The organism is Amycolatopsis sp. NPDC114504 (genome assembly GCF_055633595.1).
In genome coordinates, this window is record NZ_JBVKDU010000001.1 from 2,431,883 (window position 1) to 2,439,699 (window position 7,817).

Sequence of the window (7,817 nt, forward strand, 5' to 3'; positions counted from 1 at the left end):
AGTACACGCATGACGGAGCGCTGGACCGACGCCGACATCCCCGACCAGACCGGCCGGACCGTCCTGGTCACCGGGGCGAACTCGGGGCTCGGGCTGCGCACCGCCGAGGTGTTCGCGGGCAAGGGGGCCCGCGTGCTCCTCGCCTGCCGCTCCGCCGAACGCGGGGCGAAGGCACTGGACATCGTCAAAGCGGCCGCCGCGGGCGCCGGGCCCGAGCTCATCCCACTGGACCTGAGCGAGCTCGCCTCGGTGCGCGCGGCCGCCGCGTCGGCCAGGGACCTGACCGGCGACAAGCTGGACGTCCTGGTGAACAACGCCGGCGTGATGGCGACCGCCCGCGGCCGCACCGCGGACGGCTTCGAGCTGCAGTTCGGCACCAACTACCTCGGCCACGCGGCGCTGACCTGGCTGCTGATGCCGGCCCTGCGCGGCGGATCGCACGCCCGCGTCGTCACGCTGTCGAGCCTCGCCGCCACCGGCGCCCGCATCCACCTCGACGACCCGAACGGCGACCACCGCCGCTACAACGCGGCCGCCGCGTACGGCCAGTCGAAGCTCGCCGACCAGGTGTTCGCGGTCGAGCTGGACCGGCGCCTGCGGGCGGCCGGCTCGGAAATCCTGAGCGTCGCCGCCCACCCCGGCTACACCGCGACGGGCCTCGGCAGCGGCATGGCGCGCTCGTACTCGAACCCGGTCGTCCGGTCCCTCATCGCCGGCGGCCACCGCGTCGGCGAGGTCCTGTTCGCCCAGGGGCCGCGCCTCGGCGCCCTCCCGCAGCTCTACGCGGCGACGGCGGACGGCGTCTCGGGCGGTTCGTATTTCGCTCCGCGAGGGCTCGGAAACCTGCGTGGCTACCCGGTGCAGGTGCCGACGCTCGCCACCGCGCGCCTCGAGCCGCTGGGGTCCGCATTGTGGGAGCTCACGGCGAAGTTGACCGGCGTCACCCCCGATCCCGCGTAGCCCGGACGGGCGTACGGTTGAGGGCGTGAGTGCTGCTCCTGAAGGCCGGAAACTGCTGCGTCTCGAAGTCCGCAACAGCGAGACGCCGATCGAGAAGAAACCCCCGTGGATCAAGACGCGGGTGCGGATGGGGCCGGAGTTCACCGAGCTCAAGGGTCTCGTGCGCCGCGAGGGTCTGCACACGGTGTGCGAAGAGGCCGGTTGTCCCAACATCTACGAGTGCTGGGAAGACCGTGAGGCCACGTTCCTGATCGGTGGCGACCAGTGCACCCGCCGGTGTGACTTCTGCCAGATCGACACGGGCAAGCCGGCCGAGCTGGACCGCACCGAGCCGCGGAAGGTCGCGGAGTCCGTGCAGGCCATGGGTCTGCGGTACTCGACGGTCACCGGTGTCGCCCGGGACGACCTTCCCGATGGCGGCGCGTGGCTGTACGCGGAGACCGTCCGGCAGATCCACTCTCTGAACCCGGGCACCGGCGTCGAGCTGCTGATCCCGGACTTCAACGCCGACCCGGCGCAGCTGGCCGAGGTGTTCAGCTCGCGTCCCGAGGTGTTGGCGCACAACGTGGAGACGGTGCCCCGCATCTTCAAGCGCATCCGCCCCGGCTTCCGCTACGCCCGGTCCCTGGAGGTCATCACCGCCGCCCGCGAAGCCGGTCTGGTGACGAAGTCCAACCTGATCCTCGGCATGGGCGAGACGCCCGACGAGGTCGCGCCGGCGATGCAGGACCTGGTCGACGCGGGCTGCGAGATCCTGACGATCACCCAGTACCTGCGCCCGTCGCCGCGGCACCACCCGGTCGACCGCTGGGTCAAGCCCGAGGAGTTCGTCGAGCACTCCCAGGCCGCCGAGGCGATGGGCTTCGCCGGTGTGATGGCGGGGCCGCTCGTGCGCTCGTCGTACCGCGCGGGACGCCTCTACGCCCAGACGAAGGCCCACCGCGGCGAGGTTCTGCCAGAGAACCTGGCTCACCTGACCGCCGAAGGCCCGGCCGCGCAGGAAGCGACGTCGCTGCTGGCACGGTGACGCACGTCACCCCACCATCCTTAAAGGATCGGTAAAGTGGGGTGACATGGCCCTGGTTTCGGACCTCCTCAGCTGGTTGCAAGGACTCCCGGAGCCGGGGCTCGTCGCGGCGACCGGCGGACTGGTGTTCGCCGAGTGCACGATCGGGCTGGGTTTCCTCGCCCCCGGCGAGTCCGGGCTGCTCATCGCCGCGACGACGGCCACCACGGTCGCGCGGTTCGTGGTGCTGTGGCTGGTGGTCACGCTCTGCGCGACGGCCGGCGACGCGCTCGGCTACCTGATCGGCCGCCGGTTCGGGCCCCGGCTGCGCGAGACGAAACTGATCCGCAAGTACGGCCTCGAGGCGTGGGACAAGGCAACATCGGTCCTGGAGCGCCGGGGCGCGTGGGCGGTGTTCTTCGCCCGGTTCCTGCCCGTGATCCGCACCCTGACCCCCGCCGCGGCGGGCACGTCCGGGCTGCCGTTCCGCAAGTTCCTCCCGGCCGCGGCGGCGGGCGCGTTCTGCTGGTCGCTGGTCCACATCAGCATCGGCGCGGCCCTGGGCGAAGCGGCGAAGCGCATCGAAGGCGTGTTGAACACAGGCGGCCTCATCGTGGTCGGCGTGCTCGCCGCGGCAGGGGTGTTCTTCCTGCTGCGCCTGAAGAAGCGCAAGGCATTGGCGACGCCGGAACCCGAGCCCGAGCGCGTCCCCTGAACGCCACGAGGGTGCGGCCCGGGTTCCGAGCCGCACCCTCCCGGCGTCAACGGCGGGCGCGCGCCGCCTTGCCGGTGGCCCAGCCGACCAAGCCGAGCGCCAGCAGCGCCCCACCGGCGACGAACGGCCAGGATCCGGTGCCCGGCGACGGAACCGGCGCCGGGGCCGGCGCGGCGAGGTCGTACCCGCCGAGCTTGCCCTGCGCCCGGTACGCGGACCCGGGCAGCTTGTCGCCGTAAAGCCGGTGCACCAGCTGCTGGTACGCCGCCAGCGTCACGCCGTCGCCGACCCGCTGGCGAGCCGGGTCGTTGAGCGCCAGCACGCGGCCGTCGCGCACCCGGTACCACGCGTTGACCTGCGGTTCGGTGAACACGAGGTCGCCACCGGCCTGCGCCGGGTACGTCAGCTCCTCGGTGCCGGTCGTGAAGTTCGTCGCGGCCCAGCCGCCCGCTTCCGGCGCCACCCACACGGTGGCCTGCCGCCCGGTCGAGGCCGACGCGCGCACCGCGTAGAACGCGAACGACGCGGGCGCGGCGCCCGGTTTCCCGGCGACGAAAGCCGGGTCCAGCGAGTAGACCGGCTGCGGCGAGCCGTCCACCTCGGGCGCCTGCGCGACGCCCGCCCGTGCGACGCCCGCCCGCCGGTCGAGCTGGCCGAAGAACGCCGAAAGCTGCGCGTCCGCCGCCTTGACCGCGGCGGCGACCTCGCCGGACGAAGGCTGTGAGGCCGAGGCCGTGCCACCGAAACCGAGCACCAGGGCCGCACCGGCGACCACGACTGCGAGTCCACGGAAGAGGTTCATGCTCACGCCCCGATCCGGTAGAGGGACTGCGCCCACTGGAACTGCCCGTTGCGGACGTAGCTCGAGTGCGCCATCGCGCTGTAGCGCTGGCTGCTCGGCCACGGGTCGCCGTAGTAGACGAGCCCGCTCGCGTCGTAGCCGTAGATCACCTGGGCGTGCCCGCCGCCGGCGGTCCAGTAGATGCCGGTCTCGACCGGGCGCCGCGCGCCGATTTCGGTCTGCACCGACGCGAAGCTGAGCGCGCTGGTCACCGTGCCGGGCCGCAGGCCGAGCGCCTGGTACCCGCGCTGGACGTACGTCAGCTCGCCGGCCTGGTTGGGACACTGCGAACCGGCCGGGTAGCCGCGCGAGTAGTCGCAGAAGGTGTTCTGGCTGACGTTCGCGCCGTAGCCGAGGAACCGGGCGATGGTCAGGCCGCTCGCGGCCCAGCACCACTGGTCCTGCTCCTGGACCAGCTGGCTGATCGACAGTGTGGTCGCCTCGGTGGTCGCGCTCGCGGGCGGGGAGAGCAGGCCGGTGAGGGCCACGCACAGCGCGCCGAGCGCCATTGCTCGTCTGAAGTGCATTCGTTGCTCCTTGTCGGCAACAGGTGGGGACTTCGTGAGCTTCTCCCGTTGCCGCGCCGGGCAGTAATCCCAGCGGGGATAACACCGGCGTTATGCCGCCTATCGGGCAGGCGCCAGCCCGCACCAGCGCGCGAAGTGCGGATTCCGGTGCCGGGACGCCGTATAGGCGACTTCCGCGCACCGGAACACCCGGTCGGTCGACGGCGTGCGGGCGTCGTCCTCCCGCGTCGCGAACAGCAGCGTCGTCCACAGCGGGTCACCGGCCAGGGGCAGCGCCACGAGACCCGGCGGCGGCGCCGAAGCCGCTTGCGCGAGGCAGACGGCGCCTTGCGCGATGAGCGTGCCCGCGGTGCCCGCCTCCGACGTGAAGTGCCGCACCCGCGGCGTGAACCCGGCGGCCGCGCACGCCTGCAGGAACCGCACGCGCACGCAGTTTTCGTGCGGCGGCGGGAGAATCCAGTCACAGCCGGCCAGGTCGGCCAGATCGACGACGCCGTCGCGGATCGCCGGGTGCCCCTCGGCGATGCCGACGAAGATCGGTTCGGTGGCCAGCGTCCGCACGGTCAGGCCGGCGAAGTGCCGCGACTCGGTGCCGTCGAAGCGTTCGAGCAGCGCGACGTCGACCCGTCCGGTCGAGAGCAGCTTGAGCAGGGTCAGCGACGCGGGTTCGGCGTACGTCTGGACGTCGAGGGCCAGCTCCCCCAGCTCCTCGATGAACCGGCCGATGATGAGCAGCGGCACGTACCCGATCTTGAGCGTCTCGGCGACGCCTTCCCCGTGCTGCCGGGCGGAGGCGACGAGCGCCTGCATGTCCGACAGCAGCGCGTCGGCGCGGGCGAGCACGAACCGGCCGAGCTCGGTCGGGCGCACGCCGCTGGGGCCTCGGACGAACAGGTCGCCGCCGAGGATCCGCTCGATCCGCTTGAGCTGCGCGGTGAGCGCGGGCTGGCTGACGCCGAGGACGGTCGCGGCGCGGCTCACGCTGCCGCCGTCCGCGACCGCGCGGACGGCCCTGAGATGCCGCAGCTCCAGCTCGGCCACGCCCAGCAGGCTAACGCCGTCTTCCCGGCCGGCACGACCTGCGAAAGTCGGGCTTACTACATTCGGCGGTATGAGTCTCGCGGATCTTCCCCGGCCGATCGGGTTCGTCCTCGGCGGGGGCGGCAGCCTCGGCGCCATGCAGGTCGGCATGCTGCGCGCGCTCACCGAGGCCGGCGTCGCGCCGGACCTGGTGGCGGGCACGTCGGTCGGCTCGCTCAACGCGGCGGTGCTGGCCCTGCCCGGCGACGACGCTTTGGCGCGCCTGCACGGCATCTGGGCGCACATGACGCGGGCCGAGGCGTTCCCCGGCGGCGTGCTGAGCCGGGTCCGGACGCTGACGCAGAGCAAGACGCACCTGTTCCCCAACAGCGGCCTGACGACGATCATCGCCGACCACGTCGGCGCCGAGACCCGCTTCGAGGACCTGGCGCTGCCGCTCGGCGTCGTCACGACGCAGGTGGACAGCGCCGAGCCGCTGCTCATCCGGTCCGGGCGGCTGCTCGAGCCGTTGCTGGCGAGCTGCGCGATCCCGGGCATCTTCCCGCCGGTGGAGCACGAGGGTCGGCTGCTCTACGACGGCGGGCTCGTCGCGAACGTGCCGATGCGGCAGGCGCTGGCGATGGGCGCGAAGTCGCTCGTGGTGCTCGACTGCGCGTTCCCCGGCAAGATGCCCGCCGCGCCGCGGACCATCGCCGAGGTGATGATGTTCACCGCGATGATCAGCATGCGGAACCAGGCCGTGCTGGAAGCGCCGCTGGCGGCGGGGCGGGTGCCGGTGGTGTACCTGCCGGGACCGGCACCGGTGCGTGTGAACCCGCTCGATTTCGGGCACACCGAAGCACTGGCGGAAGAGGCGTACTCGGCCGCTCGCGAGTTCCTCGACGGGATCTCCGTGAGCGGGCCGGGACTTTACGGGGCACCGGGCCTCGTCGTCACGTGATCCGCGTCACGTCGATGCACCGATCCGCCGGGAAGAACGTCATCGCTATCGCGTAGTTTTGATGACGAATGCCCGCCGATCCCAATTTCCCAAAAAGAGATAATATGCTCCCCAAGAAGATTTTACTTTCGGTGGCCGGAATCCTCGCCGGAGCACTGCTGCTTTCCGCCTGCTCGTCCGACGGCGACGGCGGTTCACCCGCCGACGGGACGCCGGCGCCCGGCTCCGCGTCGGCGGCCGCGTCCCCGGTCACGGTCTCGTTCGAGCCCGCGAACGGCACCGGGGTGAACCCGTCGACGCCGATCGTCGTCAAGGCGGCCAACGGGAAACTCCTCGACGTGACGGTGACCAACACCGCCAAGGGAACCAAGGTCGGCGGCAAGCTCTCCGGTGACGGGGCGAGCTGGACCTCGAGCGACGTGCTCGGCTACGGCGCGACGTACAAGATCGTCGCGCACGCCCAGGGCGCCGACGGGAAGCCGATCGAGCAGGACAACCAGATCACCACGATCGCGCCGAAGAAGCAGGCGAACGCCAACCTGATCCCGGCGCCGTCCGCGGTGGCGAGCTCGGGCGTCGGCGTCGGCCAGCCGATCGTGTTCAGCTTCGGCAAGATCGCCGTCAAGAACAAGGCGGCGGTGGAGAAGGCCCTCACGGTGGAGTCGACGCCGAAGCAGGAGGGCAGCTGGTACTGGATCGACGACTCGAACGTCCACTACCGGCCGAAGGAGTACTGGAAGGCCGGCACGACGCTCAAGGTGACGGCCAAGATCTACGGCGTCGATTTCGGCAACGGTGTCTTCGGTGCTGAGGATCGCACGGAAACGTACAAGGTGCACGATTCCTGGATCGCCAAGGCGGACGGGAACACCGAGCAGATGCAGATCTTCCACAACGGCGCGATGGTGAAGTCCATGCCGATCTCGATGGGCAAGGACGCGACACCGACGCACTTGGGCGCGCACGTCATTTCGGACAAGCAGGCGAACTACACGATGGACTCGTGCACGTACGGCGTCTGCCCGCCCGACCCGAAGGCGTACCGCTCGAACGAGAAGTTCTCGGAGCGGATCTCCAACGACGGCGAGTTCGTCCACGAGAACCCGAACAGCGTGGGGCAGCAGGGAAGCTCGAACGTGTCCCACGGCTGCATCAACCTGAACGGCGCGAACGCCCAGTGGTTCTTCCAGAACATGGGCCTGGGTGACGTCGTGGAGGTGACCAACTCCGGCGGCCCCCAGCTCCCGGTGTGGGACCTGTACGGCGACTGGTCCAAGTCCTGGGCCGACTGGCAGGCCGGCTCGGCCCTGAAGTAAGTCTCTTGTTGAAGTAAGCCACCGTTTGGTCGGGGCCAGGAGCACAGCTCCTGGCCCCTTCTTCATGTCCGCGGTGGCTGTATCTGGAGGGCATCGCGTGTGCCTGGCGGGGTATCGCGCGTGTCTGGAGGGGCATCACGCGTGACCAGGGAGGCATCACGCGTGACTGGGCGGGCATCAGCCCGGCGGCCGGCGCGTGGCTCATGTGCTGCGGGCCCGTCATCGGTGTGATTGCGGAGTCGACACGCGTGATTGAGCGGACGACACGCGTACCCAGCCGGCCGACACCCGTACCCAGGCGGACGACACGGCGATTGTCTGGGCATGAAAAAGGGCCTGGGCCGGGAGACTTGCGTCTCAACCGGGCCCAGGCCCTTCTCCAAATTAAGTTCGGCGGTGTCCTACTCTCCCACAACCCTTCGGTTGCAGTACCATCGGCGCTATCAGGCTTAGCTTCCGGGTTCGGAATGG

The 7,817-nt window shown here is 70.7% G+C and carries 8 protein-coding genes and 1 rRNA gene; 5 read left to right on the plus strand and 4 right to left on the minus strand.

The genetic code is table 11. The features are described 5' to 3' along the window. Positions 1-9: 9 nt before the first annotated feature. From ACZ7PG_RS11490 to ACZ7PG_RS11500, 3 genes are read left to right on the plus strand one after another with little or no spacing between them, the layout of a single operon-like run. Positions 10-960 carry an oxidoreductase gene (locus tag ACZ7PG_RS11490; protein ID WP_470238961.1) on the plus strand — a complete coding sequence of 317 codons (951 nt, stop codon included), beginning with the start codon at positions 10-12 and terminating at the stop codon, positions 958-960. A gap of 25 nt (positions 961-985) precedes the next feature. Next, entirely contained in the window at positions 986-1,987 is a 1,002-nt protein-coding gene (gene lipA / locus ACZ7PG_RS11495; protein ID WP_470238962.1) for a lipoyl synthase, read from the plus strand. 46 nt (positions 1,988-2,033) lie between these two features. After that, complete coding sequence (locus ACZ7PG_RS11500; protein WP_470238963.1) at positions 2,034-2,681, plus strand: DedA family protein; 648 nt, start codon at positions 2,034-2,036, stop codon at positions 2,679-2,681. Positions 2,682-2,727: 46 nt separating this feature from the next. Here ACZ7PG_RS11500 and ACZ7PG_RS11505 read toward each other — a convergent pair whose 3' ends face one another. From ACZ7PG_RS11505 to ACZ7PG_RS11515, 3 genes are all read right to left on the minus strand, one after another. Continuing rightward, positions 2,728-3,483 carry a hypothetical protein gene (locus ACZ7PG_RS11505; protein WP_470238964.1) on the minus strand — a complete coding sequence of 252 codons (756 nt, stop codon included), beginning with the start codon at positions 3,481-3,483 and terminating at the stop codon, positions 2,728-2,730. 2 nt (positions 3,484-3,485) lie between these two features. Next, entirely contained in the window at positions 3,486-4,049 is a 564-nt protein-coding gene (locus tag ACZ7PG_RS11510) for a papain-like cysteine protease family protein (RefSeq protein ID WP_470238965.1), read from the minus strand. Between the two features lie 99 nt (positions 4,050-4,148). Continuing rightward, positions 4,149-5,090, minus strand: a complete 942-nt coding sequence (locus tag ACZ7PG_RS11515; protein WP_470238966.1) for a LysR family transcriptional regulator — start codon at positions 5,088-5,090, stop codon at positions 4,149-4,151. A gap of 70 nt (positions 5,091-5,160) precedes the next feature. Between ACZ7PG_RS11515 and ACZ7PG_RS11520 the strand changes: the two genes are divergently transcribed. Together ACZ7PG_RS11520 and ACZ7PG_RS11525 are read left to right on the plus strand one after the other, a co-directional pair. Further along, complete coding sequence (locus ACZ7PG_RS11520; protein WP_470238967.1) at positions 5,161-6,030, plus strand: patatin-like phospholipase family protein; 870 nt, start codon at positions 5,161-5,163, stop codon at positions 6,028-6,030. 104 nt (positions 6,031-6,134) lie between these two features. Beyond that, a complete protein-coding gene (locus tag ACZ7PG_RS11525; RefSeq protein WP_470238968.1) occupies positions 6,135-7,346 on the plus strand; it encodes a L,D-transpeptidase in 1,212 nt (403 codons plus the stop codon). A gap of 388 nt (positions 7,347-7,734) precedes the next feature. Here the strand turns inward: ACZ7PG_RS11525 and rrf are convergent. Then, positions 7,735-7,817 (minus strand): 5S ribosomal RNA (gene rrf, locus ACZ7PG_RS11530); the annotation flags it as partial.

What these genes read in the sequence shown, in the direction of transcription:
- ACZ7PG_RS11520 (WP_470238967.1), top strand. Translation starts at nt 5,161, where the DNA reads ATGAGTCTCGCGGATCTTCCCCGGCCGATCGGGTTCGTCCTCGGCGGG.
- ACZ7PG_RS11505 (WP_470238964.1), bottom strand. Translation starts at nt 3,483, where the DNA reads ATGAACCTCTTCCGTGGACTCGCAGTCGTGGTCGCCGGTGCGGCCCTG.
- ACZ7PG_RS11510 (WP_470238965.1), bottom strand. Translation starts at nt 4,049, where the DNA reads ATGCACTTCAGACGAGCAATGGCGCTCGGCGCGCTGTGCGTGGCCCTC.
- ACZ7PG_RS11525 (WP_470238968.1), top strand. Translation starts at nt 6,135, where the DNA reads ATGCTCCCCAAGAAGATTTTACTTTCGGTGGCCGGAATCCTCGCCGGA.
- ACZ7PG_RS11500 (WP_470238963.1), top strand. Translation starts at nt 2,034, where the DNA reads ATGGCCCTGGTTTCGGACCTCCTCAGCTGGTTGCAAGGACTCCCGGAG.
- ACZ7PG_RS11490 (WP_470238961.1), top strand. Translation starts at nt 10, where the DNA reads ATGACGGAGCGCTGGACCGACGCCGACATCCCCGACCAGACCGGCCGG.